Source organism: Mycobacterium sp. DBP42 (genome assembly GCF_005924235.1).
GTDB classification, from domain to species: Bacteria; Actinomycetota; Actinomycetes; order Mycobacteriales; family Mycobacteriaceae; genus Mycobacterium; species Mycobacterium syngnathidarum.
Map to the genome: position 1 here is coordinate 208,367 of NZ_VCMY01000004.1, position 25,206 is coordinate 233,572.

The following is a 25,206-nucleotide window of genomic DNA, read 5'->3' on the forward strand; positions in this document are numbered from 1 at the left end:
CCAGCGCTTGTTTCTCGACCGCACCTCTCCATCTTGACAAGGTGCTCGTTCCACCACCAAACTGGTGGCATGCGACACCAATGGTGGCTGGTGCCCCCAGATGAGAGTTTCCCCACAGCAGACGTCCATGTCGCGACCCGAAAGGCAGACGGATGAGATTGCTGCCCTTCGGCGGCGCACCAGGCAGAACGCACCGCGCCGATGCAGTCGTCACGGGCGCAGGAAGCGGTATCGGCCGCGCATTCGCCGTGGAGCTTGCGCGCCGAGGTGGACGCGTGGTGTGCGCCGACAAAGATCCCGTCACTGCAAAAGAGTCGGCAGAGTTGGTGAGGCAGGCTGGCGGCGAGGGCTTCGACATCGAATGCGATGTCACCGATCTTGAGCAGGTCCGCAACCTCGCTGATGTGAGCGAAGACTGGTTCGAGAAGGCTGCGAGCCTCGTCATCAACAACGCCGGAATCGGTGCGGGCGGCAACCGCATCGGCGCGACGTCGATCGAGGACTGGAACGCGGCGATTTCTGTCAACCTCTGGGGCGTTATCTACGGCTGCGAGACTTTTGTGCCTCGGCTCCGCAGCAATGGGCATGGCGGAGTCATCAATGTGGCGTCGGCAGCGAGCTTTGGCTCGGCCCCTCGGATGGCGGCTTACAACGTGAGCAAGGCCGGGGTGCTCGCTCTGTCGGAGACATTGGCGGCCGAACTGAGCGGTACTGACATCAACGTCACAGTGCTTTGCCCCACCTTCGTGAAGACGAACATCGTCAACAATCCTCAAATCGACGAGGCGGCTGCAAGACTCGCGGCCAACCTGATGAAATGGACCGGCATTTCGCCACAGCACGTTGCTCGAACGACGTTGAACGCGCACGATCGCGGACAAATTTATGTAGTACCCCAACTCGATGCCAAAGTCTTGTGGCAACTCAAGAGAGCCCTACCCGGCCCCTTTACTCGCACGCTGGGCCTCGTGGAGCGCATGGCCTCATGGAACGATTCAGCCGAGTAGAGGAGCAGGGAAAATGGCTTTCGCATACAGTGACATGCTCGAGACAATCAAAAACAAGCAATGGGCTCTTGCCGATATCGATTGGAACGCCCCTGGCGCGGAACTGATCACCGATGAACAGCGTCCCAAACTCAAGCAATTCATGTCCGACGTGGTGTGGATTGAGCATGTTGGAGCACGTGCCTTCGCCGCGATGGCTCCAAAGGCGCCATTCGAAGCGCTCGGAGACATTTACCGTTACTTTCACGCCGAGGAGCAGCGTCACGCCAATGCCGAACTTGCCTTGATGCGTCGCTGGGGCATGCTCGAGGAAGGCGAGAAACCGGTCCCGAACAAGAATATTCGGCTGGTCATCGAATGGCTGGACCGTTATGCGGAAGCCCTGCCCCTGACCGTCATCGGGGCCGCGATTCCGGCACTGGAGACTGCGCTCGATGGAGCGCTGCTGAAGTTTCTCCTCGATGAGGTTGACGACCCTGTGTGCGGGGAGGTGTTCAACAAGGTCAACAGCGACGAATCAAGGCATCTCGCGGTTGGCTTCCAGGTCTTGAATGACCTGGGCGCCAGCCCGATGCGAATCCACGCCATTCAAACTGCGGGTGCTCTTGTCGACCCGCGCATTCTCACCGGCGCGTTGCTGTATATCCCGCTCCTGACGCGCATGTTGATGAATCTCAACGCTATGGGTCTGTCCGAGGAGAAGTTATACAACGCAGTGACGCGGTATGCCAATGTCGGCGATCGCAGTGAGCATACGCGGAGGGTGCCCGGCTATCACATCTTGAAGGCGCACATGTCGTCGTCCATCAAGCGGTCCCAGCCTCTGCACTTCGTGTCTCAGCGCCTTGGCAATGCGATCGATGTTTTCCCTGTTCAGATTTTCGGTCGGCCGCCATCCTGGACGGACGAACTGACCTACGAACCGGTTGCCAAATGACAGGCACCACGACGACGTTGATCGTCGGCGCCGGGTTCGCAGGTATCGGTGCGGCGATCAGACTGCTTCAAGAGGGCACGGATGACTTCGTCATCCTGGAACGGTCAGATCGCGTCGGAGGCACCTGGCGAGACAATACTTATCCCGGTGCGGCCTGCGATATTCCCTCGCTTCTCTACTCCTACTCGTTCGAGCCGAATCCGGGCTGGACTCGTACCTACTCGGGGAGCGCTGAGATCCTCGAATATATCGACGATATGGTCGACAAGTACGATCTTGCCCGGTTCATCCAGTTTGATACCGACGTGACTGCCTTGGAATTCGATGAGAGTGCCGGCATCTGGATGGCCGACACGGCAGATGGAAAGCGGTATCACACCCGGTCAGTTGTGATGGCCAGTGGACCACTTGCCAACGCCAGCTTTCCCGATATTCGGGGTATTGACTCGTACGGTGGAAAAAAGATCCACAGCGCTCGATGGGACCATGGCTACGATCTCGGCGGTAAGAGGGTTGCAGTCATCGGGACAGGCGCGAGCGCGGTTCAGATCATTCCCGAGCTCGTAAAGTCGGCTGCCTCGGTCAAAGTCTTCCAGAGAACGCCCGGCTGGGTGTTGCCCAGGGTGAACTTCAGGCATCCGGCCTGGGCGCGTTCGACCTTCACACACCTGCCGGTGAGCGAACAAGCGCTCCGCGACGCGTGGTTTTGGGCCCACGAAGTGATGGCAGTGGGTATGGTCTGGAACACCGCCGCGACGTCCGCGATACAGCTGGCGGCCAAGGCTCATCTCCGTCGGCAGGTGAAAGACTCCTGGTTGAGACGTCAGTTGACGCCCCATTTCAGGCCTGGATGCAAGCGCATGCTCATGACCAGTGATTATTACCCTGCGCTACAGGCGGATAACTGCAAGCTGATCAGCTGGCCGATCGCCACATTGTCACCCAACGGTGTTCGGACCGCCGACGGTGTCGAGCACGAAGTGGACTGTATCGTATTTGCCACTGGCTTCGATGTGGCCAAACGTGGCACCCCGTTCCCGATTAGCGGCCTCGGCGGTCGGAAGCTCGGCGATGAATGGTCTCAGGGGACATTTGCCTTCAAGAGCGTGAGCGTGGCCGGGTATCCGAACTTATTCTTCACTTTCGGACCGAATTCCGGGCCAGGCCACAACTCGGCGCTCGTATATATGGAGGCTGCAATTGACTATATAGTCAAGGCGATCAAGCTCCTTCAGCAAAATGACATCGGCACTTTGGATGTGAGGGAGGATCGTCAGGACCGCTATCACTCCGAAATTCAGCGCCGCCTTCGACGAACGACTTGGAATTCGGGGTGCAGCAGTTGGTATTTGACCGAGGACGGCTACAACGGCACGATGTACCCAGGTTTCGCGACCCAGTTTATGAGAGAACTATCCCGCTTGGATCCTCATGATTACGTGATAACCCGGCGCGACGATACACACGTCGAGCTGACGCAATCACTCTGAATACAAGTTTGCAAGGCTGACCGTCAGAACGGTGAAATACAGGAATGGATCGCAAGTCCGACCGTAATTACGAGATAATTATCATAGGAGCTGGATTTTCCGGCATCGGGTCTGGCATTAGCTTGATGAAGGCGGGATTTACCGACTTCTTGATGGTTGATGACGCCGATGGCGTAGGTGGTACGTGGCACTGGAACACCTACCCGGGTATCGCTGTCGATATACCGTCGTTCAGTTATCAATTCTCATACGAAATGCGGCCCTCTTGGTCGCGCACGTACGCCCACGGCAATGAGCTCAAAGCCTATGCCGAGCGATGTGTTGAAAAGTATCGGCTCTGGGACCATATTCGTTTCAACACAACCATTACCGAGGCTTGTTTCGACGAGAACGCAACACGGTGGCATTTGACCAGTGCCAATGGTGAGGAGTTCACGGCACGCTTCGTGATAAATTGCTCCGGCGTTCTCAGTCGGCCAAAGTGGCCTGAAATCAAGGGGGTGCGAGATTTCGCCGGCGTTACGCTCCACACGGCTAGATGGGACAATGCCAAAGATCTCAGCGGGAAGAGGGTTGCAGTAATCGGTACCGGTGCATCGGCGGTGCAACTGATACCCGAAGTCGCAAAGAAAGCAGAGAGTCTGACGGTATTTCAGCGAACTCCAATTTATTGTCTGCCGAAGCCAGACTTCCCCATACCGACGTGGGGTGGAAGGCTTCTACATTTCCTGCCGGGGGCACAATTGGCGACCCGGACCGCCAGCCAGGCGTTCGTGGAAATCACTTTCCCAATCGCCGCTCACTTTCATACGGTGATACCGTTCGCCGATGTCATGGAGAGCGCCGCAAAGCGGTACATGCGGCGTGAGGTCCATGACCCGACGACGAGAGAACAACTCATTCCGCGCTACTCGTTGGGCTGTAAACGACCCAGCTTCCACAATTCCTATCTCGCAACGTACAACCGGTCCAACGTTTCGCTCGAGACGAGCGGCATAACCCATATCGACCATGCATCCGTCCATACTCGAGACGGCAAAGCTCATCCCATTGACGTCTTGATCCTGGCCACCGGCTTCAAAGTGATGGAGTCGGGCAACATGCCAACTTACGTATTGAAGGGACGCGGCGGGCTGGAGCAGGCTACATGGTGGGACGAGCATCGACTGCAGGCCTTCGAAGGGGTGAGCGTCCCGGGATTTCCGAATCATTTCAACATCTTCGGCCCGTACGGCTACAACGGTTCCTCGTACTTCACGCTCATCGAGGCGCAGAGTCGGCACATCGTCCGGTGTCTTCGTCGCGCGCGGGCGCTGGGTGCTAACTGCGTGGAGGTCAAGAAGGAGGCGAACGACCGTTATTTCGCCGAAGTGCTAAGGCGGCGTCACAGACAGGTTTTCTGGCAGCCGAGCTGTTCCAATGCCAACAGCTACTACTTCGACAGGCACGGTGACGTTCCACTCCGTCCATCAACGACTCTGGAGACCTATTGGCGGAGCCGCACCTTTCGCCTCTCGGACTACCGATTCGAGAATCGGCCCGAAGAGGTGTGTCCCCGGTGACCAGAATGGATGCCCCTGACTGGCAGCCCAGTCTTGCCAGTCATCTCGTCGCGATGTCCTCGCGAACCACGCTGCGGCCACTGGCGCAGCTGATGCCATCAAACGCCTACGGACTTGCGGTGATGGATCGCGTGCTTCGAACAGCGCTCGTAGCCTCACGGCCTCGGCGCGGCGTCACAGTGCGCAAGGTTGACACTGTATTCGCCGGAGGCCCGGTTCGTGGGGACTGGATCACCACGCCTGCCATTAATCCGCATGCCAACCCTTTGCTGTACATCCACGGCGGCGCCTATTCTATGTGCTCGCCGGAGACGCACCGCGGTCTTCTTGGTGAACTCGCCTCGGCGAGCGGGCGCCCCATCTTCGCAGTGAAGTATCGTCTTGCCCCGCGGTATCCCTATCCCGCAGCCGCGGACGATGCGCTGAATGCGTATCGCTGGCTTACCAGCGGAGGGTCCCCGGGTTCTTGTCAGCGCACCGTCGCGGTTGCCGGCGATTCAGCGGGCGGTCAGCTCACGATGGCCACGGCCTTGGGCGCACGTGCAGTTGGATTGCCGCTCCCTGATGCGATGCTGCTGATGTCTCCCGTCCTGGATCTCAGGTGCGAACTTGCCAGAGCGCGTGAAATTCGCCGCCGGGATCCTTTTGCCTCCGCTCAATCAGCGGCGCGCGCTCTTGACCTCTACGTAGGTGGCGCAGATCGCGGAGATCCGCGCCTCAGCGTGCTTGACGCGGACCTCACCTCGATGCCGCCGATCCTCATTCAGGTGGGCGGGAGAGAAATGTTGATCGATGACTCGCGCCGTCTCGCCGAGCGACTTCAATCAGCTGGATCCCACGTCGAGATCCAGGTATACCGGGGACAGATCCATGTATTCCAGGCTATGTTCCGGATTCTTCCCGAAGCCCGAGACGCGATTCATCGAGCGGGACGCTTCCTTGAAGCCTCGGAAGTCAGGTGAAAGTGTCCGAACAGGCAATGCTCCTACACCTACACCACCTCGACCGCCGCAGCGTGAAGTCAGTCGTCTCTGCCTCATGAGCAGCAACTTCGCGACGGCCTGTCGCGCATACGATCCGTCGATCGTGATCATCGGGGCCGGCTTCGCCGGGGTTGCGATGGCCCACCGGCTGAAGAAGGACGGGTTCACGAACTTCACGATCCTGGAAAAGGCTGCAGACATCGGGGGTGTTTGGCGTGACAACACCTATCCGGGAGCGGCCTGCGACGTGCCGTCAGCGTTGTACTCACTCTCGTACAAGCCCAATCCTCGTTGGTCACGGCGATATGCCGAGCAACCCGAGATACTCAAGTACCTCCAACAACTCGTGGAGAGTGGCGGACTGGCCGCGCATCTGCGTACCCAGACCGAAGTTGTCGCAATGACCTTCGATGACCAGCTAGGGCGTTGGACCCTGGTTACGAACTCGAACGAGACAATAACCTGCGATGTCGTCGTCTCGGCCGTGGGTCAGCTCTCCTTGCCCCACGTACCCGTTATCGCCGACGCAGACACCTTCCAGGGGCCGCGCTTTCATTCGGCGCGTTGGGACCGATCGGTTTCGCTTCGCGGCAAGCAAGTAGCCGTCATCGGCACAGGAGCTAGTGCCATCCAATTCGTGCCACACATCGCCCAGGAGGCGGAGCATGTCACGCTATATCAGCGCACGGCTCCGTGGATCTTGCCGAAGTGGGACAGCAGGTATGGAGTCCTTCACGACAGGGTGAGCGAGTTATTGCCGATGGCGCTGCGCCTCGAGCGTTTCGCGGTATGGCTAATTTTCGAGTTGCTCGCTGTGACGCTAGTCGACGCGAAGCCCCTCTCACGCGTCCTCGGTGCGATCGCGCGCCGCCACCTACATCGGCAGGTTGCTAGCCCATCTTTGCGCGAGCAATTGATGCCTTCGGACGCGCCAGGGTGCAAGCGAGTGCTGTTCTCGAATGATTACTATCCAGCAATCGCGAGTGATCGCGTGTCGTTGGTGCCGAAGGCTATCGCAGAGCTCTGCGACAACGGTGTCAAGACCGTGGATGGAGAGTTTCGTCCTGCAGATGTCGTGATCTACGGAACCGGGTTTCGCGCCACCGATTTTCTCGCCCCGATGTCCGTGCGCGGCTCTCGCGGAGTCTCCTTGGCCGAGGTGTGGAAGACCCAGGCGTACGCATATCTGGGCATCACTGTCCCCATGTTCCCGAACCTGTTCCTGCTTTATGGTCCCAACACGAATGTGGGCTCGGGGTCGATCCTCTACATGATCGAGTCACAAGTCCGTCACATCGCAACGCTCATCAAAGCCGTGGCTGCTCATCCGGGTCATGCGATCGATGTCAGGACGGAGAGCGCGCAACGCTACAACACGCGCTTGAGAAGGCGACTACGGAGGTCGGTGTGGGCGCTGTGTGCGAGCTGGTATCGAACCTCGAGCGGGGAAATCCCGACGAACTGGCCGGGGCCTACCTTGGTTTATCGACTCCTTACCCGGAAGCCGCACAGCGGCGATTACGTCTTGAGAAACGTCGGGCGTCTAAAGGTCGGAGACCCTGCAGAACCGAGCCTGGCCGACTAAGGGCACGAGACGCGCACTTAACCGCTAGGCCAATAATGTCTAGATATTGACATCAATGGCATCTTTGTAAAGACTGGTGGACGCCGTCAAAGCGGCCCAGCGTCCAGGAGGAACCATGACGAATCACCTTCTCGCACCTGCGCACCACGTGAAGGAGCGGTTGTCCTCTGTGATCATGGTCCCCGCGCCTCACGCCGTCGACGACAGATGGCGTCGATGGAGCCGGGACTGGCCGGTTCGTGAACTGGCACCGGCACCCGCGGGCAGTGGATTGAAAGCCGTCCGGGGGGATGCCGGACTGCCCTTCGTAGGTCACACGCTCGACTACATCCGATTCGGCTCGGATTTCAGTCGAGAGCGCTACGACCGTCTGGGTTCGGTGTCGTGGATGGGCGCGTTCGGCACCAAGATGGTGGTCATCGCCGGCCCTGACGCCACTCGAGAGGCGTTCACGAGCGAAGCGAAAGCATTCTCTCAGGATGGCTGGTCCTTCCTGATCGACGCCTTCTTCCATCGCGGTTTGATGCTCATGAGCTTCGACGAGCACTTGATGCACCGGCGCATCATGCAGGAGGCGTTTACGCGTCCGCGCCTGACCGGATACGTCGAACAGGTAACGCCATGCGTTCGCTCGGCAGTGCCTGCGTGGCCGGTGGGCCCGTCGGTTCGAATCTACCCACTGTTGAAGGAACTCACCCTCGACATCGCTACCGACGTCTTCATGGGCGGCCGCGGCAAGGACGAGAGCGATGCTGTCAACAAGGCGTTCGTCGCTACGGTCCGGGCGGCGAGTTCCCTTGTGCGTGCTCCGCTTCCGGGAACCAGATTCCGCGCTGGTGTGCAAGGGCGGCGCGTTTTGGAGGACTACTTCTTCCGGCATCTGCCGGCCGCGCGAGCCGGTGAAACGGAGGATCTGTTCGCTGCTCTCTGTCAAGCCACGACCGAAGACGGGGAGCGGTTTTCCGACGAGGATGTGGTGAATCACATGATCTTCTTGATGATGGCGGCCCACGACACCTCGACGATCACCACCACAGCGGTCACCTATTTCCTTGCCAAGTATCCGCAGTGGCAGGAGGCTGCGGCTGCGGAAGCCGCGGCCATCGGTGACGGGTTGCCGGACATCGAGGCCCTGGAGAAGATGACGGTCATCGACCTCGTGATCAAGGAAGCGCTCAGACTGCTTGCACCTGTTCCGCTGGTGATGCGCAAGACGGTTCGAGATGTCGCCATCGATGGATATCACATCCCCTCGAACACGTTATGCGCTATAACGCCTGCCGTGAATCACTTCGATCGAACGATCTGGAGTGATCCGGAGCGGTTCGATCCCTCACGTTTCGACGAGCCTCGGCGCGAAGACCAACACCACCGATTCGCCTGGGTTCCGTTCGGAGGTGGAGCGCACAAGTGCATCGGCATGCAATTCGGGACGCTCGAAGTCAAAGCAATCCTGCACAGGATGCTGCGTTCGTTCACTTGGAAGGTTCCGGAGAACTATCACGTCCGATGGGACAACACCTCGCTGCCCATTCCGGTGGACGGACTTCCGTTGGAGATGAAGCGCCGATGACCGTCGACCACAGCCCCTACCTCGAACCCACGGAGTTTCTTGACTGGCAACAAGATTCGGTACGTGACTTCGTGTCATCGGCGATCCGTGGTGCCTGCGGCGACACCGAGAAGGCCATCGCCATCTTCACCGCGGTCCGTGACTCCATTTGGTACGACCCCTACACGGTGACCGACAACCCGCACGCGTATCGCGCCAGCACCGTCGCGACCGCAGAACGGGCCTACTGCGTCCCGAAGGCCGTGCTCTTGACTGCAGCGTGCCGAGCGGCGGGAATCCCGGCGCGGCTGGGGTTCGCCGACGTCCGAAACCACCTCCAGACCAAGGCATTGCGCGAGCGGATGGGTGGTAGCGACGTTTTCGTCTACCACGGCTACAGTCTCATGTTCCTCAACGGTGCGTGGGTAAAGGCCACCCCGGCGTTCAATCGCGAGCTGTGCGCACGCTTCGGTGTCTCGCCGATCGAATTCGACGGCCGTAGCGACGCGCTACTCCATGGTTTCACCGCTGACGGCACCCAGCACATGGAGTATCTGCGCGACCGGGGAGCCTACGACGATCTACCCCTAGCAGACATCCTGCAAGCACTGAGAACGCATTACGGCACATTCATCGATCAGCCGAACAGCCGTCCCGACCTCTTCGCCTGAAAGGGCACTACACGATGCAAAGCACAATGCAAAATGTTCCGCTCACGGTGTCGGCGATCGTCCAGCATGCGGCAGCCATACACGGTGACAGCGAGGTCGTCACTCCGACCGGAAATGGATATCGGAGAACGCCTTACCGCATTGTGCTGGCGCGAGTGGCTCGCCTTGCCAATGCGCTGCGCAGTCTTGGCGTCACGGCAGACCAACGCGTGGCCACCTTCCAGTGGAGCAACCAGGAACATCTGGAGGCCTACTGTGCGATTCCCTCCATGGGCGCGGTCCTGCACACGCTCAACATTCGTTTGGCCCCAGAGCAACTGGCGTACATCGCCAATCACGCGAGCGATCAGATCGTCCTAGTCGACGCTTCGGTTGCCCCGTTGTTGGCGCGCGCGCTCCCAGCGATGGCGTCGGTGCACACCGTCATCGTCACCGGAGAGGGCGACCTTGCCCCGCTCCAGGGATGCGGGAAGACCGTTCTGCGTTACGAGGAAGTGCTTGCCGGCCAAGAAGAATCATTTGACTGGCCTGAGCTCGACGAGCTGTCCGCCGCGGCCATGTGTTATACGAGCGGTACCACCGGAGATCCCAAAGGCGTCGTCTACAGCCACCGTTCGACGTACCTTCACTCCCTGACCGCCTGCACAGCTAACGCTTTGTCAGTCAGCGAGGCCGACCGTGTGCTGGCCATCGTCCCAATGTTTCACGCCAATGCGTGGGGGCTTATTTACGCAGCGTTGATGTCCGGTGCGGATCTGGTACTGCCTGACCGGTATCTCCAAGCCGAACCGTTGGTGTCGATCATCGAAGACACCAGACCGACCTTGGCCGGTGCAGTGCCGACGATCTGGAACGATGTCGACCGATATCTGGATTCGCACCCTGAGCGGGACATTTCTTCGTTACGGCTGGTCGCGTGCGGGGGGTCTGCTGTTCCGCTTTCGTTGATGCGGGCATTCGAAGAGAAGTACGACGTGCCCATTGTGCAGGCCTGGGGTATGACCGAAACCTCTCCGTTGGCGACCGTTGCACGTCCGGCTCACAGAGCCGACGCGACGCGGCGCTGGGAGCTGCGCGCATCCCAGGGCCGACCGATCTGCGGTGTCGAAATCCGGTTGCGGGACGACGACGGGAAAGACGTGCCGTGGGACGGGCAATCAGTTGGGGAGATCCAGGCGCGCGGTCCCTGGATCACCGGGTCCTATTTCGGAAACAACGATACGGAGAAGTTCGACGAAGGATGGCTGCGTACCGGTGATGTGGGCAAGATCGACGCCGAGGGCTATCTGACACTGACCGACCGCTCGAAAGACGTCATCAAGTCAGGTGGCGAATGGATCTCCTCGGTGGAGCTGGAAAACACGCTGATCGGCCACCCTGCCGTGTACGAAGCGGCGGTAGTCGGCGTCGCGGACGATAAATGGCAGGAAAGGCCGTTGGCGCTTGTCGTCGTCCACCCCGGAACCGACGTTGACATTGACCAACTCCGATCGTTCCTTGCGGACAAAGTCGCCAAATGGTGGATTCCCGAGCGATGGAGCTTCGTGTCCGATATTCCGAGGACGAGCGTCGGAAAGTACGACAAAAAGGTCATCCGTGCGCGCCACTCTGCCGGCGAATACCTCATCGAAATCGAAACGTCATAACGTCAAATCCCTGGAATTCCAACAGTCGGAAGGTAATCATGTCCTCACCAATCTCTCCCTGGATGAATGCCGAATTACTCGAGCTTCGTGACCTCGCTGCGAAGTTCTTCTCGGCCGAATTGGCGCCGCATGCGAACCGCTTTGCAGACCAGCACCACGTCGACCGAGAACTGTGGAACCGAGCAGGCGAGCTGGGCCTGCTCTGCATGTCTATACCTGAGGAATACGGCGGAGGCGGTGGCACTTTCGCGCACGAAGCGGTCGTGCTTGAAGAGCAGGCCCGCATAGGTGACAGCTCATGGGGCGCGGGACTGCACAGCGGAATCGTCGCCCACTACATCCTGCAGTACGCGACTGAAGAGCTGCGCGCGCAGTGGCTTCCCAAGATGGCGTCCGGTGAAATGATCGGGGCGATCGCCATGACAGAACCGGGGACCGGGTCCGATCTGCAGAGCGTCAAGACAAAAGCCCTCCTGGACGGTGACGAGTACGTGATCACCGGCTCCAAGACTTTCATCACCAACGGCCAACAGGCCGACCTCATCATCGTTGTTGCCAAGACAGATCCGAGCCAGGGCGCTGCGGGCATCTCTTTGATCGTTGTCGAGGCTGACCGGGCGGGATTCCGGCGCGGCAAGGTTCTCGACAAAATCGGCCAGCGCGGCCAGGACACCTCCGAGTTGTTCTTCGATGAAGTGAGAGTTCCGCGCTCGCATCTACTGGGCCAGTCTGAGGGACAGGGCTTCATTCAGCTGATGACGCAGCTGCCACAAGAGCGACTCATCGTCGCGGTGGGGGCTGTCGCAGCGATGGAACTTGCCCTGGAGCAGACGCTCAAGTACACGCGTGAGCGGGAGGCGTTCGGTCGGCCTGTCTTTGGCTTTCAGAACACCAAGTTCACGCTGGCTGAAGCCGCGACAGAAACGCGCATCGCACGAGTGTTCCTCGACTACTGCATCGACCTGCACCTTGCGGGTCAACTCGACGTGCAGACCGTCGCCATGGCGAAGTGGTGGACCACTGAGCGAGCGATGAAGGTACTCGATGACTGTATGCAGCTTCACGGCGGATATGGCTACATGACCGAGTACCCCATCTCGAGGTTGTGGGTGGATCAGCGCGTGCAAAAAATCTATGCCGGCACGAACGAGGTGATGAAGGAAATCATCTCGCGTTCCCTATGACTCAGAGGAGTTGCCGCCCGCACGTTAGTCATCTAGAGGAGGAGGACTGATGGCATCGATGGTGGTGCCGTATCGCCACGACATGGGCGGCCACTGCGGATCGGGGGCTCTTCGGGATTTGACCGAATGGGCCGGGATCCGTTGGGGTGATGACACCCCGGACGAAGGCATCGTGTTTGCTCTCGGCGGGGCCCTCGACTTCTCGTATGTTCGCTCGGCCCACCTACGTCCACCGATCTACCTCGTTGGACGCAGCGCGGACCTCGAAGACGAATACTTGACCCGGTTGGGCGCGCGCTTCGAGTGTCGTTCGACAGACGACCCCGATCTCGGGTGGAAATGGGTGACCGAACAGATCGATGCCGGTACGCCGGTCATGGTGTGGACTGACATCGCCGAATTGCCCTATCTGAGAACGCGTCTGAGTATGAGCCGGCACGATGTCGTGATCGTAGGGTACGACGACGACGAGGAACTCGCCTTCGTGGTCGATAACGATCGCGATACACCTCAAGCCGTGCCTTACGAGAATCTACGGAAGGCGCGGGCATCGACGGGATTTCCCGTCCCCACGCGGCACACCACCTACGTAGTCGAGTGGCCCGGCGCGGCACCAGATCTCGGCAATGCTGCCCGGTCGGCCTTCCGTAGGTCCGCGGACGCGATGCAGGGTTCGTGTGTGAGCGCGCCGATCACCGAGGACTCCGATTGTGAAATTCAGGTGCGTGGGCTACCAGGGGTATCGACTTTTGTGGAGGATCTCAAGCGGTGGCCGAAGATCTTTGACGACGACACCCTCGACGGAGCCTTGTTTGCGCTGAGCGCCTTCATCGAAAAAGCCGGAACCGGAGGCGGTCTGTTCCGAGATCTGCAAGCACGTGGATGTCGGCGCGTCGCTGAAGAGTTGAGTTTCGAACCTGCGTTTAAAGCAGCGGAGGCTGCAAAGACCGCATCTGAGTTGTGGACCGCGGTTGCGCACGCCGCTTATGACCGCGGTGCAGATCCGCACCGAAGAGCGAGCGGCGCCGCGTCCGTGGCTGCGCAATTGCCGACAGCCGAACGTCGACTCGCGGAGGCGCTGAGGGAGGCAGGAGATCTACTCCTATGAGTTCTGATTGCTTCGGAGCAAGCCGAACTGGTTGCGACCCAGCAGATTTATTTGAGCGCTTTGAATTGTGTCATAGGAAGGGAGAATCACGATGGCTGTCTTCGCTGATGCGGAAGAGGTTTACCGCTACCTCGCCGGCATCTTTCGACGAGGTTTGGAGAACGAAGACCTTGCGAACAGACTTGCCGGGTCCGGGGTGGTGTTACGGATCCACTACACCGATCCGGATGCGGTAGTAACCGTGGATATGCCGGAGAAGGTCGTAGAGACCGGCGCGGACAGTGGCGTTACACCGAATGTCGAATTGTTCATGTCCGCGGATACCGGCAACAGGTTCTGGTTGGGGAAGGTGAACTTGACCATGGCGATGGCGAAAGGAACTGTACGAGCGAAAGGTCCTGTCACCAAACTGATCAAGCTCATACCGCAGGCAAAGAACCTCTTTCCGGAATACCGGGCAATCCTTGAGGCCGACAAGCGTCACGACCTGCTCAATGTGTGATGTCGGTGCGGTACCGCGCCCGGGCCCGGGTGAGCGGCGCGGGCCTCTGGGCGATGTGCCCGGAGATCATCCAGGACAGTTCGCGCGACCACCGTGCGCGGTCGGGATAACTACTCGAGAAGCGTAATTCGATAGAAGGGACTTCAACATGAAGACACGTGCGGCTGTTTTGTGGGGCTTGGAGCAGAAGTGGGAGGTCGAAGAAGTCGATTTGGATCCGCCAGGTCCCGGGGAGGTCCTCGTGCGGCTGGCGGCCACCGGCTTGTGCCATTCCGACGAACATCTGGTGACCGGCGACCTCCCGATCCCATTGCCGGTAGTGGGGGGTCATGAGGGTGCTGGCACAGTCGTGGAGTGCGGCGAAGGGGTTGAGGAACTGTCCGAAGGTGATTCTGTCATCTTGACCTTCCTTCCCTCGTGTGGGCGCTGCTCGTACTGCGCGCGCGGCATGGGCAATCTCTGTGAGTTGGGAGCGGCGCTCATGATGGGACCGCAGATCGACGGCACCTATCGCTTTCACGCACGAGGCGAGGACGTCGGGCAGATGTGTTTGCTCGGGACGTTTTCCGAGTACACAGTGGTGCCGCAGGCGTCCGTGGTCAAGATTGACGGCGGAATCCCCCTGGATCGGGCAGCCTTGATCGGTTGCGGCGTCACGACCGGTTACGGATCTGCGGTGCGGACTGGGGAGGTGCGCGCCGGGGACACCGTCGTGGTAGTGGGAGCGGGCGGAATCGGAATGAATGCGATTCAGGGCGCGCGAATCGCGGGAGCGCTGGCGATTGTGGCGGTCGATCCGGTGAAGTTCAAGCGAGAGCAAGCGAGCGGGTTCGGTGCGACGCACACCGCGGCCTCGATGGATGAAGCTTGGTCGCTGGTCAGCGATATGACGCTGGGCAAGCTGGCTGATGTCTGCATCCTCACCACCGATGTGGCTGAGGCCTCCTACACCGCGGAAGCGCTGGCCTTGGTCGGAAAGCGCGGGCGCGTCGTGGTCACGGCCATCGGGCACCCCGACGACTCATCGATCTCAGGATCACTGCTTGAAATGACGCTTTACGAGAAGCAGATTCGTGGCGCTTTGTATGGCTCATCCAATGCGCCGCACGATATTCCGCGACTGGTCGAGCTGTACTCCGCTGGGTTGTTGAAGCTCGATGAGTTGGTCACCCGCGAATACTCCCTCGACCAAATTAATGAGGGCTACCAGGATATGCGTTCAGGAAAAAATATCCGAGGGCTGGTCCGGTTCTGAAGAGCATCATGCCCACTGCTGGTCTCCATGTCCTTGCGTTGCTGCAGATCATGCGGCCGGGCCCCTTGGGTGGTTGGCGTCGGGTCCTTCTTTCCCGTCGTGAGGACGGCAAGCATCAGACACCTCATCGATCATCTATCACATTCTCTGGGAGGCTGAGATGACGGACGCTGGCACGACCACGGCAAGCAGGGATGGGGCTGCTCGTTTCGCTATCGCCCCGGAGGTGTGGACCACGCCGGAGCGACGAGCGCTGAGCCAAATGGCGCGGTCTTTCTCGGAACGTGAAATCGCGCCGAAGCTAGCGGAATGGGAGCACGTGGGTGAGATTCCGCGCGACCTGCATCTCAATGCTGCCGAGGTGGGGCTTCTCAGAATCGGGTTCCCGGAAGAAGTCGGCGGCAGCGGCGGCAATGCGATTGACTCTGCACTGGTCACTGAGGCCATCCTGGCCGCAGGCGGGTCCACTGGCGTCTGCGCCGCCTTGTTCACCCATGGCATTGCCCTTCCCCACATTGCCGCCAATGGCTCCGACGCCCTGATTCAACGATATGTCCGTCCTACGCTCGCAGGAAAGATGATCGGCTCGCTGGGCGTTACCGAGCCTGGGGCAGGCTCAGATGTCGCGAATCTGCGCACACGCGCGGTGCGCGAGGGGGACACCTACGTGGTCAACGGAGCAAAGACGTTCATCACCAGCGGAGTTCGAGCGGACTTCGTTACTACGGCGGTACGCACCGGCGGACCGGGTTACGGTGGAGTTTCATTGCTTGTGATCGACAAGAATTCGCCTGGATTCGAAGTGTCCCGCCGGTTAGACAAGATGGGGTGGCGATGTAGCGACACCGCCGAGTTGTCTTTCGTCGACGTTCGCGTACCGGCTGACAACCTGGTGGGGGCAGAGAACAGTGGGTTTTTGCAGATCATGCAGCAATTTCAGGCTGAACGGCTCGGCATCGCCGTCCAGGCGTACGCGACGGCGGGTCGGGCTCTCGACCTTGCCAAGAGTTGGGCGCGGGAACGTGAAACGTTCGGTAGACCCTTGACGGGGCGCCAGATCATTCGCCATAAGCTTGCGGAGATGGCTCGACAGGTCGACGTGGCGTGCACCTACACCCGTGCGGTCATGCAGAGGTGGCTAGCGGGGGAGGATGTCGTTGCCGAGGTGTCGATGGCCAAGAACACCGCTGTGTATGCGTGCGACTACGTGGTCAATGAGGCGGTTCAGATCTTCGGTGGGATGGGCTACATGCGTGAGTCTGAGATCGAGAGACACTATCGAGATTGCCGAATTCTCGGAATAGGCGGCGGCACCAACGAAATCATGAACGAGGTCATCGCCAAACGTATCGGACTCTAGCTACTTGATTGAATCGCCCTGACTTTCCCGGAGGCTCGGGTTATTGGATTCCGGCCAGGGGTTGGTCGGTCCCATGTGCATCGTGGAACGCGGCTTCGAACTCGGTGGGTGGGATGTCATTAAGGTAGCTGTGTAAGCGGCTGGTGTTGTGCCAGTACACCCAGCTCAGGGTCGCGAGTTCGACGTCCTCGACGGTCTTCCACGGCCTGGTGCGGACTGGCCCGTAGATCAGCTCCGCCTTGTAGTAGCCGTTCACCGTCTCCAGGGCATTATCGTAGCTGTCTCCGATCGTGCCGATCGAGCGGACCGCTCCGATCTCGGCGAGCCGTTCGCCATAGCGGATAGAGGTGAATTGCGATCCGGCATCGGAGTGACATGTCAAGCCCGGCAATGTGTTTCCGCGTGACCAACGAGCCATCTCCAACGCATCCAGCACCATGGTGGTACGCATGTGCGACGCTACCCGCCAGCCCACGATCATCGGGTCTGCTGCACCAATAGGTGACATCTGAGTTGGCTTGCCCAAAGCGGGCGGGCTGGAAGGATGTCAGTGTGCCTAGGCCCTACCCCCGTGAATTTCGCGACGACGTCGTCCGCGTTGCCCGTAACCGCGACGACGGGGTGACGATCGAGCAGATCGCCACCGATTTCGGCGTGCACCCGATGACGTTGACCAAGTGGATGCGCCAAGCCGACGTCGACGAGGGCGCCAAGCCAGGTAAGAGCACCAATGACTCCGCTGATCTGCGCGAGCTACGACGCCGAAATCGGTTGTTGGAACAAGAGAATGAAGTCTTACGGCGGGCAGCGGCGTACTTGTCGCAGGCCAATCTGCCGGGAAAAGGGTCTACCCGCTCGTAAGTGAGCTCGCCGCCGACGGGATTCCCGTCGCGGTGACGCGCCGGGTACTCAAGCTCGCCCGCCAGCCCTACTACCGCTGGCGGGCAAATCCCATCACCAATGCCGAACTCGTCGAGGCATACCGCGCCAACGCCCTGTTCGACGCGCACGGCGAGGACCCCGAGTTCGGCTACCGCTACCTCGTCGAGGAGGCCCGTGAGGCCGGCGAGCCGATGGCCGAGCGCACCGCCTGGCGCATCTGCTCACAGCAGCAGTTGTGGAGCGTGTTCGGCAAGAAGCGCGGCAAGAACGGCAAACCAGGACCGCCGGTGCACGACGATCTGGTCCAGCGCGACTTCACCGCTGAAACGCCAAACATGTTGTGGCTCAGCGACATAACTGAGCATTATACCGGCGAGGGCAAGCTCTACCTCTGCGCGATCAAGGATGCATTCTCCAACCGCATCGTGGGTTATTCGATCGACTCCCGAATGAAGTCACGCCTGGCGACCGCCGCGCTGCGCAACGCGGTCGGCCGCCGTGGGGTGGTCGCCGGCTGCGTGGTTCACACGGACAGAGGGTCGCAGTTTCGAAGTCGAAAGTTCGTCCAGGCCCTGCACCATCACGGCATGGTCGGCTCAATGGGACGTGTCGGCGCGGCCGGCGACAACGCGGCGATGGAGAGCTTCTTCAGCCTGCTGCAGAAGAACGTCCTCGACCGCCGCCGCTGGGCCACCCGAGAGGAGCTGCGGATCGCCATCGTCACTTGGATCGAACGCACCTACCACCGACGTCGCCGCCAAGGCGCCCTCGGCCGGTTGACCCCCGTCGAATACGAAGCCATCATGACCACGACGGCCAGTCAGGCCGCGTGACCGAAATTGTCACCTGATCGTGCAGCAGACCCACTTCCTGATAGAGCTTGGCACAGGCCTCTTTGGTAGGTGCACCGTCCTCGCGTGAGTCAGATGCATCGGGGTCGGGAGGCATATTAGACACGGCACGACCTTAGGACGGCGGTCTCACATGTCACGCCGACGCGCCGTTTGCTGTGGTGGGTCTGCTTCCGCAGCGCGGGGACAATATGGAGACCTTTCGGTCACATCGGTCACATCTGTCACAGGCAGCAAACACTCCGAAACGACAACAACCCTGCCTGAGCATTGCGTTTGCATGGTGCGCCGTCAGGGTTTCGAACCCCAGACCCGCTGATTAAGAGTCAGCGGCTGTCAGCGATGCCTGGGCTACCGGCGTCGCCGCGAAAACGTCAGAGTAGCTCTATCTGCTCAGGTTCCTCGACGCTAGGCCCGTTAAACTCCACCAGCGTATGACGGATCAATGGACGGTTTGTACGCCACTGGTTGGTCGAAGTCAAACAACCAGAACGCTATTTATCGACAATAGGTTGTTTGACAAGTAGTCACTGAGTAGAGTAACAGACGTGCTCTCTGCTTCGATTCCTGCCCGCTTGGTCGACGCAGGCGTGCGGATGGTGACTGGTGATGCACACAGCATCACATACCGAATCGATGGCCGCGCCGTAGTAGCGGACCTGGTTCTGGCAGAACGTGTGCCATCTCCGGCCGCAGTCCTTAGTCGTGTGCGCCGCCATCCAGGCCGCCGCGTATTCGTGGTGTGCGAGACCATCTCAGATGAGGCACGTTCAGCGCTCCTGGCTCAGGCTGACGTGGATCTCAGCGTCGGCAGCACCGGCGAACTGGTGCTCTCCGGGCGAACCTACCGAACGCCAACACCAGGACGGCCGCCCCGCGCCGCCAGCGAGCGCAGCTGGCGGCGGCGGGCGGCTGAACGGGTCTGTGTGCTTACGCGCGGTCACCTCCGCCAACGCGACATTGCCGCGGCCATCGGAGTTAGCCAGCAGGCGGTGTCCAAAATGACCGAGAAGGATCCGCTGCCGGACACGCCGATGACCGAGGCTGCGCGCCGGGAGCTCCTGGTGAAACTGGCATTGGTACCTGCGGACAGCGGACTTGTCGAAACGTACTGGTATGGAATGGATCCGGTAGTGGAGCAGGTGCGCAGTGCGACCCGACTCGGCGCCGAGCTCACCGTGCCGATCCTTGCTGGCGGCGAGGTCGCCGCCGACGTCCTGCGACCGTGGCAGGTACCAACCAGAGGTCTGGTCTATGCCAAAGAACTGGTCGACCTCTCCGAGTTCGGTTTGGTGGAGGCCACCGCCGAGGAAGCGACCTTGACTGTGCGGGTTCCCGCCGACCCGACCGTCTGGACGACCGCGGCCTGGTGGCGGCGGGTTCGTGATACGCAGCGTTCCGACATCATCACTGTGGATCCAGTGATTGCGCTTCAGGACCTCAGCGGCGGTGCCGATCTTGGCGACGGTGCACCGCAGCATCTCAGCGACTGGATCGTGCACCGGTGACCGGAACAGCATCGGTGCAAATCGCCTGCACTGCGGTGGCCGACGACAACGGAATGCGTGCACTGCGTGACGTGGCCGCAGTCACTGCCGACATCGAGTACCGCGTCATCGGCGGTCACATGGTGCGACTGCTGCGGCACGTCTACAACGTGTCGGGCATACCGCGACTGACCTCCGACGCAGACACCGGGATCGACGTCAACGTGGCGTCCACCGGGAACCTCCACGATCGACTCACCGCACTGGGGTACACCGCTGAGTGCGGCAACCGCTACGAGCGGGGTGAGCAAGCGGTCGACCTCTTAGTTCCCACCGCAGCCAAACCAGGCAAGCGGATCATCGGCGAACGAGCCTTCGACGGAGCGCCAGGGCTGCGGTTGGCGCTCGCCCTACCGCCGATCGAAGTCGCCGTCACAGCCCGACTCACCGACGGCGACACGGTTGAGTTCGAAATTCCGGTTCCCGACGTCGAGGCAGCATTCGTGTTGAAGATGCTGGCACGTACCGTTCGCGACTCCGAACGTGACCTCCAGGATATCGAGACACTACTGGAGATCGTCGCGTCACAACCCGATTACCACGCTTCGCCGTGGCGCCTGGGCGACCCCAAGATCACAAAGGCCGGCGAGCGCGGCGACGCTGCGCGTGTGGCAGCGCAGATGATCTCCAGTCCGCCGACGAGGGTGCCGGCCAGAGTGCGGGCGCTGCTCCGGCGCCATGTCGCCATCGTGTCGCGATGACGCACCAGCAGACAGTCGTTCGTTTCCGTGCGGCTACGCCGAGCGAAACGGTTTCGGTCTCGACGGAGCCGGCAAATGCTGAGCCGGAGCATTGACATGGCTGCTGGCTGCGCGGGTCCCCACGCCGGTGGCAATAACGGCTAGGTCGTTGTCGGCGGAGCGGCGTAGTCTAGTTACATGGATGTAGTTCCCGCGACGCCTGCCAACCTTGATAATGGTACGTCCTCGCCGGGACCTGGCGAATTCGCCGCGCAGGTCTATCCAGCAGCCGAGCGCGAGGCGGCTGGCCCGCGCCCCGAGCGCTTCCAGGTCCTCGCTCTCGATGGAGGGGGCGCCAAGGCGTTGTTCACTGCGCATGTGCTTGCACGTCTGGAGCAGGATCTGGGCGTTAGGATCACCGATTCCTTCGACCTCATTGCTGGCACGTCGGCGGGCGGCATCGTCGCACTGGGTCTCGGTGCGGGCCTCACGCCGAAGGAGATTGTCTCCCACTACGAAGAACTGGTCGAGAAAGTCTTTCCGGCGTCGAGGCGGCGAGGATGGCGCCGACCACGGCAGCTGAGATCGCCCATCTATGACGCAGAGGCGCTGCGGCAAGCGTTGACCGGCGTCCTCGGAGCCCGACTCCTTGGCGACAGCACGAAGCGACTCGTCATTCCCGCGTGGGATGTACAACGCGGGGCCGTGCACATCTTCAAGACTCCGCACCACACACGGCTGACCCGCGACTGGCGCATACCGATGGTGGACGTTGCACTGGCGACCTCGGCGGCGCCGCTGTACTTCCCCGCGGCGTACGTCGACGGACACAGGCTCATTGACGGCGGAGTATGGGCCAACAACCCGGCTGTCGTCGCGATCGCCGAGGCCGTCAGCATGCTCGGTGTTCCTCTCGACGCGATTACCGTCCTCAACGTCGGCACCATTGATCAGCTGACCGATCACCCCAAGCGCTTGGACCGCGGCGGACTCTTACACTGGGCAAGACCGATTGCCCCGCTGATCCTTAACGCCAGCAGCCGTGGCGGACAGGGCCTCGCCGAACACTTGATCGGCAAATCCAACTACACGCGCTTCGACGCTCTAGTGCCCGGCGGCCTCTACGCACTGGACTCGGCGGACCCAAAGGACGTGGCCGGCCTCGCTGCCTCAGTCAGCCGAGAACTCAGCCCTAGCTACACCGCGAAATTCGCTGACCACCAGGCGCCCGCATACACACCGGTGAACGGACGCCGACACCGCGACGATCCGGGCAGCATTTCACACACGGAGGCCCCCAATGCAACTCGCTGACCACTTCAACGTCTTGCTGAAAGACACGGTCAATCTCAGCCAGTTCAAACTGGACCTACTCAACCAGCGCGTCGAAGCCATCTACAAGGCACTCAAAGCCGACGTCGAAATCGGTGCGCTGATCACCGGCAAGACGCCGCAAGGCTCCTGGGCACACCGCACGATCATCAACCCCGTCGGTGACAACGAGTTCGACGCCGACTTCATGCTCGACATGAGCCAGAACCCGGACTGGGCCGACAACCCCAAGACCTACATCGATGAGGTCTACGCAGCCCTGCATCGGCACAGCACCTACGGCACCATGCCGCACTCACGTAAGTGCCGCTGCGCGCGGCTCGTCTACGCCAACTCCATGCACGTCGACATCGTCCCTCACCTCAACCTGGCCGACGGTCGAGAGGTCATCGTCAACCGCGACGACAACGAGTGGGAGCTGACGAACCCGCAGGGTTTCACCGATTGGATGAAGAAACAGGACTCTATCGCCAGCGGGAACTTACGCAAAGTGATCAGACTCATGAAATACCTTCGTGATCACAAGAATTCGTTCACCGGCACACGTTCAGTCCTGCTGACCACCATGCTGGGGGAGCAGGTAACAGACTTGCGCAAGCTCCTGGACCCGAGTTACTACAGCAACGTCCCCACAACTCTTCTTCATGTCGTGCAAGACCTCGACACCTGGTTGCAAGCGAACCCGATCAAGCCCTCCATCGCCGACCCGTCCGGTTCCGGCGTGACGTTCGACCACCGGTGGGGACCAGACCCCGAGAGCGCTCAGGCGACCTACAGCTACTTCCGTGACCGAATCCACGTGCATGCCGCCGACATCGAAGCGGCCTACGAGGAGAAAGACAAAGACCGCAGTGTCCAGCTGTGGCAGAACATCTTCGGCGACGGATTCAAGGCGCCGGCCACAACAACCGCTAGCGCGAAGTTTCCAGCAGCCACCTCTGCCGCGGACTCAACAGTGGGGCGCTCTGGTCGGGCAGGGTGACCAGACGCCACCAGCCCACGCTGACGGGCTGGCAGAAGCATCTCCTCGCCGAACTCAAAGCGCTAGCGCAACAACGTCCCAACGAAATCCAGGTCCGAGGAAGACCCACGCTCGACGCTAGCGGCGAGGCGTCGCTCCGCATCTCGCTACGCACGGCCGCCATCCCGCATCATCCGGGTGGCCTGCAACTTCAAGAGACCGAGGAGTTCATCCTTCAGCTTCGCCCCTCTTCGTACTCGCTACCGGCTATCGACGTTGATCACACTCGGTTTCTCGGCTACCCCCATGTGCTCGCGGGTCAACGACTATGCATCTATTTGGATCCTTCACGGGAATGGCAGCCGACGCTTGGTGTGGCCGGCCTACTCACCCGCCTTTGGGACTGGCTCGTCGACGCGGCCGCCGGAAACTTCGACGCCGCCACCGCCATGTACCACGCTGTTGGCGGAGTGCCGCATCAGGCACATGACACACCGACGATCGTTACCCGAGAACCCGGACCGGCGAAGCGCCACCAAACGGCTCACCTGATCGCCCGGTCAACGCACCGATACGACCTGACGTACTCGCCTGGAGCTGCCGGGCATCGCGTACCGGTAATTACCCTGGCCACCGCGCTGCCGTTCGGTGCCGCATCCACATTCGCGCTACTGCTTGCTCTCCTGGACGACCCCTACCTTGACCGCCTCGAAGGACGGGCTCCCCGGATCGCACCGCAATCGCCGGCGTTCCTCACCGCCCTCCTGGCGAGTGCGTTACGAAATCACCACGACGCCGAGCAATACTTCGTCCTCGCCGTGCCGCACCCCGCTGGAGGCCCACCCCACCTCTTGGGCGGACGGCTCCCCACCCCAACGGCGAATGCGCTCCGCGAGGTCGCGCAGCAACGGGGTGTGGGGGTTGTTCTCGACCCCGCGAAGATCAACACTGAAATCCCGATTGAGTGGTGCAGGATGTCCGACGAACGACCCGAAGTGACAACCCGCCGCGACGACGGCCGCCCCGTGAACGGATTTCAACGAAAGACTGTCCACATCTGGGGCTGCGGCGGGCTCGGATCATGGATCGCCGAATTCATCGCTCGCGCAGGAGCATCGGAGATCACCGTGTGCGACCCTGGCATCGTCACCGGCGGCTTGCTCGTCCGACAAAACTACGTCGAAGACGACATTGGCCGTTCCAAAGCCGAGGCACTCGCTGGACGGCTCCGCGCGATCCGTGATGACCTGACGGTCACCGTCGCAGAAGGGCACCTCCCAGAAGACCACACGTCATGCCTGGCAGCGGATCTCATCATCGACGCCACAGTGAACAACGGCATCACGAGCTGTCTCGATGCGTTGGCAACTGCGCCGACGCGAAAGGCATTGATCGCTCAGGTCGCCACAGACGCTCGCTCTGGCACGCTCGGCCTAGCCGTGCTGTGCGCCGCAAGCGCAACAGCGACAGTTTCCAGCATCGATCAAGACGCTGGCCGAACAATCCAGGGCGACAGCGGACTTGAGCTCTACCACACGCTGTGGCAAGAACCCAGCGATGACGAACTTATACCAACCAGGGGCTGCTCGGTCCCCACATTCCACGGCTCGGCAGCCGACCTCGTAGCGGTCGCAGCCACACTCGTCAACCTGATCGGAAGCCACCTCCAACAACCGGACTCCGCGGTTTCGGGCACACACCTCATCGCTCTGCCGCACGCGGCCAGCGGCCCCCGACACCACTTCCTCCCCGGTGTAACGCACCCCATGGATCACACAGCAGGGACAGAATGAGGGCAACGGAACGTCAACGCAATGCCCCATCAGAGGGCGTCATTGTCGAGCGTCTTCGCACCGAGGCAACCAACTGGATCAACGCCGTGGCGCTCCAATCAGGACGCATCGACCGACGCTTCAACAAGCGGCACGCCGACCACGTGGAACTCCAAACTCTTGAACGTGACCTGCACTTCTTCCTGTTAGCGGCGGTACGCCTGGCCGTGGCAGTCTGATTTGGCCCCAGGGGGACGGCTTGATTTGGCCCCGGTCGGGTGGTCGCGGGGTGTTGTTGTGACGGCCTGATTTGGCCCCACTTCGGTGACACGCCGTGTC

Annotated in this window: 21 protein-coding genes and 1 pseudogene; 21 read left to right on the forward strand and 1 reads right to left on the reverse strand. The window is 60.8% G+C overall.

Annotated features, from left to right (window positions below; genetic code table 11):
- Nucleotides 1-152: 152 nt before the first annotated feature.
- From E0T84_RS06975 to E0T84_RS07040, 14 genes are all read left to right on the forward strand, one after another.
- Nucleotides 153-1,007 carry an SDR family NAD(P)-dependent oxidoreductase gene (locus E0T84_RS06975; RefSeq protein WP_011560581.1) on the forward strand — a complete coding sequence of 285 codons (855 nt, stop codon included), beginning with the start codon at nt 153-155 and terminating at the stop codon, nt 1,005-1,007.
- 13 nt (nt 1,008-1,020) lie between these two features.
- Nucleotides 1,021-1,944, forward strand: coding sequence for a hypothetical protein (locus E0T84_RS06980; protein WP_005086594.1), 924 nt, complete (start codon nt 1,021-1,023; stop codon nt 1,942-1,944).
- Nucleotides 1,941-3,434, forward strand: coding sequence for an NAD(P)/FAD-dependent oxidoreductase (locus E0T84_RS06985; RefSeq protein WP_011560580.1), 1,494 nt, complete (start codon nt 1,941-1,943; stop codon nt 3,432-3,434). Before E0T84_RS06980 ends, E0T84_RS06985 begins: the two co-directional genes overlap by 4 nt.
- A gap of 44 nt (nt 3,435-3,478) precedes the next feature.
- Nucleotides 3,479-4,996 (forward strand): NAD(P)/FAD-dependent oxidoreductase, encoded by a 1,518-nt coding sequence (locus E0T84_RS06990; protein ID WP_011560579.1) that lies wholly within the window; start codon nt 3,479-3,481, stop codon nt 4,994-4,996.
- Nucleotides 4,993-5,958: an alpha/beta hydrolase gene (locus E0T84_RS06995; protein ID WP_012296509.1), complete on the forward strand. Its 966-nt coding sequence runs from the start codon at nt 4,993-4,995 to the stop codon at nt 5,956-5,958. Before E0T84_RS06990 ends, E0T84_RS06995 begins: the two co-directional genes overlap by 4 nt.
- A gap of 76 nt (nt 5,959-6,034) precedes the next feature.
- Nucleotides 6,035-7,564 carry an NAD(P)/FAD-dependent oxidoreductase gene (locus E0T84_RS07000; RefSeq protein WP_011856019.1) on the forward strand — a complete coding sequence of 510 codons (1,530 nt, stop codon included), beginning with the start codon at nt 6,035-6,037 and terminating at the stop codon, nt 7,562-7,564.
- 115 nt (nt 7,565-7,679) lie between these two features.
- Entirely contained in the window at nt 7,680-9,137 is a 1,458-nt protein-coding gene (locus tag E0T84_RS07005) for a cytochrome P450 (protein ID WP_011560575.1), read from the forward strand.
- Nucleotides 9,134-9,787, forward strand: a complete 654-nt coding sequence (locus E0T84_RS07010; protein WP_011560574.1) for a transglutaminase family protein — start codon at nt 9,134-9,136, stop codon at nt 9,785-9,787. The genes E0T84_RS07005 and E0T84_RS07010 overlap by 4 nt, the downstream gene beginning before the upstream one ends.
- A gap of 26 nt (nt 9,788-9,813) precedes the next feature.
- Nucleotides 9,814-11,433 carry a fatty acid--CoA ligase gene (locus E0T84_RS07015; RefSeq protein WP_017205326.1) on the forward strand — a complete coding sequence of 540 codons (1,620 nt, stop codon included), beginning with the start codon at nt 9,814-9,816 and terminating at the stop codon, nt 11,431-11,433.
- Nucleotides 11,434-11,471: 38 nt separating this feature from the next.
- Nucleotides 11,472-12,617: an acyl-CoA dehydrogenase family protein gene (locus E0T84_RS07020; protein ID WP_005086582.1), complete on the forward strand. Its 1,146-nt coding sequence runs from the start codon at nt 11,472-11,474 to the stop codon at nt 12,615-12,617.
- Between the two features lie 49 nt (nt 12,618-12,666).
- A complete protein-coding gene (locus tag E0T84_RS07025; RefSeq protein ID WP_005086581.1) occupies nt 12,667-13,725 on the forward strand; it encodes a BtrH N-terminal domain-containing protein in 1,059 nt (352 codons plus the stop codon).
- Between the two features lie 91 nt (nt 13,726-13,816).
- Nucleotides 13,817-14,227 carry an SCP2 sterol-binding domain-containing protein gene (locus E0T84_RS07030; protein WP_005110592.1) on the forward strand — a complete coding sequence of 137 codons (411 nt, stop codon included), beginning with the start codon at nt 13,817-13,819 and terminating at the stop codon, nt 14,225-14,227.
- Between the two features lie 148 nt (nt 14,228-14,375).
- Nucleotides 14,376-15,482 carry an NDMA-dependent alcohol dehydrogenase gene (locus E0T84_RS07035; protein ID WP_011560572.1) on the forward strand — a complete coding sequence of 369 codons (1,107 nt, stop codon included), beginning with the start codon at nt 14,376-14,378 and terminating at the stop codon, nt 15,480-15,482.
- Nucleotides 15,483-15,642: 160 nt separating this feature from the next.
- Nucleotides 15,643-16,842: an acyl-CoA dehydrogenase family protein gene (locus E0T84_RS07040; RefSeq protein WP_011856018.1), complete on the forward strand. Its 1,200-nt coding sequence runs from the start codon at nt 15,643-15,645 to the stop codon at nt 16,840-16,842.
- 40 nt (nt 16,843-16,882) lie between these two features.
- Here E0T84_RS07040 and E0T84_RS07045 read toward each other — a convergent pair.
- Nucleotides 16,883-17,326: pseudogene (locus E0T84_RS07045) on the reverse strand (DDE-type integrase/transposase/recombinase); the annotation flags it as partial.
- A 68-nt stretch (nt 17,327-17,394) separates the two neighbouring features.
- On the opposite strand from E0T84_RS07045, the gene E0T84_RS07050 reads away from it, so the two are divergent.
- From E0T84_RS07050 to E0T84_RS07085, 7 genes are all read left to right on the forward strand, one after another.
- Nucleotides 17,395-18,557 (forward strand): IS3 family transposase gene (locus E0T84_RS07050; protein ID WP_225323256.1). Its coding sequence is split into 2 segments (ribosomal slippage): nt 17,395-17,679 and nt 17,682-18,557, totalling 1,161 coding nucleotides; the frame shifts between segments, so codons are not numbered across the junction.
- Nucleotides 18,558-19,171: 614 nt separating this feature from the next.
- Nucleotides 19,172-20,083: a hypothetical protein gene (locus E0T84_RS32675; protein ID WP_017205323.1), complete on the forward strand. Its 912-nt coding sequence runs from the start codon at nt 19,172-19,174 to the stop codon at nt 20,081-20,083.
- Nucleotides 20,080-20,823 carry a nucleotidyl transferase AbiEii/AbiGii toxin family protein gene (locus E0T84_RS07065; RefSeq protein WP_011560566.1) on the forward strand — a complete coding sequence of 248 codons (744 nt, stop codon included), beginning with the start codon at nt 20,080-20,082 and terminating at the stop codon, nt 20,821-20,823. The genes E0T84_RS32675 and E0T84_RS07065 overlap by 4 nt, the downstream gene beginning before the upstream one ends.
- Before the next feature lie 177 nt (nt 20,824-21,000).
- Nucleotides 21,001-22,116, forward strand: a complete 1,116-nt coding sequence (locus tag E0T84_RS07070; RefSeq protein ID WP_011560565.1) for a CBASS cGAMP-activated phospholipase — start codon at nt 21,001-21,003, stop codon at nt 22,114-22,116.
- The gene (locus E0T84_RS07075) at nt 22,103-23,116 is read left to right on the forward strand and encodes a cyclic GMP-AMP synthase DncV-like nucleotidyltransferase (protein ID WP_005110610.1); all 1,014 of its coding nucleotides are present in this window, start codon (nt 22,103-22,105) and stop codon (nt 23,114-23,116) included. Before E0T84_RS07070 ends, E0T84_RS07075 begins: the two co-directional genes overlap by 14 nt.
- On the forward strand, nt 23,113-24,888 hold the full coding sequence (locus E0T84_RS07080; RefSeq protein ID WP_011768281.1) for a ThiF family adenylyltransferase: 1,776 nt from the start codon (nt 23,113-23,115) through the stop codon (nt 24,886-24,888). Before E0T84_RS07075 ends, E0T84_RS07080 begins: the two co-directional genes overlap by 4 nt.
- Nucleotides 24,885-25,106 (forward strand): hypothetical protein, encoded by a 222-nt coding sequence (locus E0T84_RS07085; protein ID WP_025239365.1) that lies wholly within the window; start codon nt 24,885-24,887, stop codon nt 25,104-25,106. Before E0T84_RS07080 ends, E0T84_RS07085 begins: the two co-directional genes overlap by 4 nt.
- Nucleotides 25,107-25,206: the final 100 nt, after the last annotated feature.

Bases quoted from the DNA above. Each gene is read 5' to 3' on its own strand.
- E0T84_RS32675 (WP_017205323.1), top strand. From the start codon at position 19,172: ATGGTGACTGGTGATGCACACAGCATCACATACCGAATCGATGGCCGC.
- E0T84_RS07025 (WP_005086581.1), top strand. From the start codon at position 12,667: ATGGCATCGATGGTGGTGCCGTATCGCCACGACATGGGCGGCCACTGC.
- E0T84_RS07035 (WP_011560572.1), top strand. From the start codon at position 14,376: ATGAAGACACGTGCGGCTGTTTTGTGGGGCTTGGAGCAGAAGTGGGAG.
- E0T84_RS07000 (WP_011856019.1), top strand. From the start codon at position 6,035: ATGAGCAGCAACTTCGCGACGGCCTGTCGCGCATACGATCCGTCGATC.
- E0T84_RS07040 (WP_011856018.1), top strand. From the start codon at position 15,643: ATGACGGACGCTGGCACGACCACGGCAAGCAGGGATGGGGCTGCTCGT.
- E0T84_RS07085 (WP_025239365.1), top strand. From the start codon at position 24,885: ATGAGGGCAACGGAACGTCAACGCAATGCCCCATCAGAGGGCGTCATT.
- E0T84_RS07005 (WP_011560575.1), top strand. From the start codon at position 7,680: ATGACGAATCACCTTCTCGCACCTGCGCACCACGTGAAGGAGCGGTTG.
- E0T84_RS06980 (WP_005086594.1), top strand. From the start codon at position 1,021: ATGGCTTTCGCATACAGTGACATGCTCGAGACAATCAAAAACAAGCAA.
- E0T84_RS06985 (WP_011560580.1), top strand. From the start codon at position 1,941: ATGACAGGCACCACGACGACGTTGATCGTCGGCGCCGGGTTCGCAGGT.
- E0T84_RS07020 (WP_005086582.1), top strand. From the start codon at position 11,472: ATGTCCTCACCAATCTCTCCCTGGATGAATGCCGAATTACTCGAGCTT.
- E0T84_RS07010 (WP_011560574.1), top strand. From the start codon at position 9,134: ATGACCGTCGACCACAGCCCCTACCTCGAACCCACGGAGTTTCTTGAC.
- E0T84_RS07030 (WP_005110592.1), top strand. From the start codon at position 13,817: ATGGCTGTCTTCGCTGATGCGGAAGAGGTTTACCGCTACCTCGCCGGC.
- E0T84_RS06990 (WP_011560579.1), top strand. From the start codon at position 3,479: ATGGATCGCAAGTCCGACCGTAATTACGAGATAATTATCATAGGAGCT.
- E0T84_RS07015 (WP_017205326.1), top strand. From the start codon at position 9,814: ATGCAAAATGTTCCGCTCACGGTGTCGGCGATCGTCCAGCATGCGGCA.
- E0T84_RS07075 (WP_005110610.1), top strand. From the start codon at position 22,103: ATGCAACTCGCTGACCACTTCAACGTCTTGCTGAAAGACACGGTCAAT.
- E0T84_RS07070 (WP_011560565.1), top strand. From the start codon at position 21,001: ATGGATGTAGTTCCCGCGACGCCTGCCAACCTTGATAATGGTACGTCC.
- E0T84_RS06975 (WP_011560581.1), top strand. From the start codon at position 153: ATGAGATTGCTGCCCTTCGGCGGCGCACCAGGCAGAACGCACCGCGCC.